General features: G+C 70.6%; 2 protein-coding genes. One reads left to right on the top strand and one right to left on the bottom strand.

All coding sequences use genetic code 11. The features are described from left to right. Window positions 1-38: 38 nt before the first annotated feature. Window positions 39-371 carry a hypothetical protein gene (locus tag AB0N06_RS39000; protein WP_366139395.1) on the bottom strand — a complete coding sequence of 111 codons (333 nt, stop codon included), beginning with the start codon at window positions 369-371 and terminating at the stop codon, window positions 39-41. Between the two features lie 69 nt (window positions 372-440). Here AB0N06_RS39000 and AB0N06_RS38995 point away from each other — a divergent pair. Then, a partial coding sequence (locus tag AB0N06_RS38995) for an IS630 family transposase (RefSeq protein WP_366139394.1) occupies window positions 441-1,072 on the top strand: 632 nt, incomplete at its 3' end.

The following is a 1,072-nucleotide window of genomic DNA, read 5'->3' as shown; positions in this document are numbered from 1 at the left end:
CTAGTGCTGCCCCGCGCAAGTTCGTGGAGGGGTGTTGATCAGGGCGCCAGGTCGCCGAGGTAGAAGCCGCAGGCGCAGTCCAGGGCGTCTTCGGGGGAGCCGGAGGGCAGTCCGGTGGGTAGGAAGTTGTCCTCGTACTTGTCGCGGCTGGCGAGGTAGAGGGCGAAACCCCAAGTGTGCAGGACGCCGGTGAAGCGGAGGCGGCACAGCGGCAGGGGTTCCTCCTCGCCCGGCAGTTCCCCGGCCACGTAGGCGAATCCGGCTCGAAAGCGCACCTGGATCCCCGTGAGCTGGGGCCAGCGCTCCTCGGCGCGGGCGCGTAGACGCAGACGCAGGTGGGCTTGCATGGACTCGGGTGGGTTCTTCGGCACCGGGCCATCATGCCGTCTCGCTGCCCGCTTCCGTCATGATCGTCTCTTCGGGCGGAGCGGCGAGGGAGCGTGGCAGGGTTGGCCGGGGCGGTCGTGGTGGAGCTGGAGAGGACGGTGCGCGAGCATCTGATCCGTACGGTGGTCGCGTTGAAGGCGCAGGTGCGGGAAGTGCTGCGGGCCCGGGTTGTCCTGGCGGCCGCCGAGGGGCAGAGCAACGGGGCGATCGCGAGGGAACTGGCGATCAGTGTGAACACGGTCCGCAAGTGGCGCGGCCGGTTCGCTGCTCTGGGCCCGGACGGGCTCAAGGACGCTGCCCGCTCGGGCCGCCCCAAGACCTACGGGACCGAGGTGACGGTAGCGATCGTGGCGGTCGCGACCAGTGAGCCTCCGCATCCGGAGGCGACCTGGTCGCATCGCACCATCGCCGAGCAGGTGGCAGGCACCGGGTCTTTGGCGATCTCTGCCTCTCAAGTCGGCCGGATCCTGGCCGACTTGGACCTCAAGCCGCACCGGGTCCGCGGCTGGCTCGCCCGTCGCGACACCCCCGACTTCTGGGACCGTGTCGCGGACGTGTGCGACCTGTATCGCGATCCGCCGGAAGGAGCGGTGGTGCTGTCCATCGACGAGAAGACCGCGATCGCCGCCCGCTCCCGGCGCCACCCGGGCCGCCCCACCAGGCCCGGCGAGCCGGCCCGTCAGGA

The sequence above is a fragment of the Streptomyces sp. NPDC051020 genome (assembly GCF_040683105.1).
Classification (GTDB): Bacteria; Actinomycetota; Actinomycetes; order Streptomycetales; family Streptomycetaceae; genus Streptomyces.
Note: the sequence above shows the minus strand (reverse complement) of the source record. Positions and strands in the feature narration are given on the sequence as shown.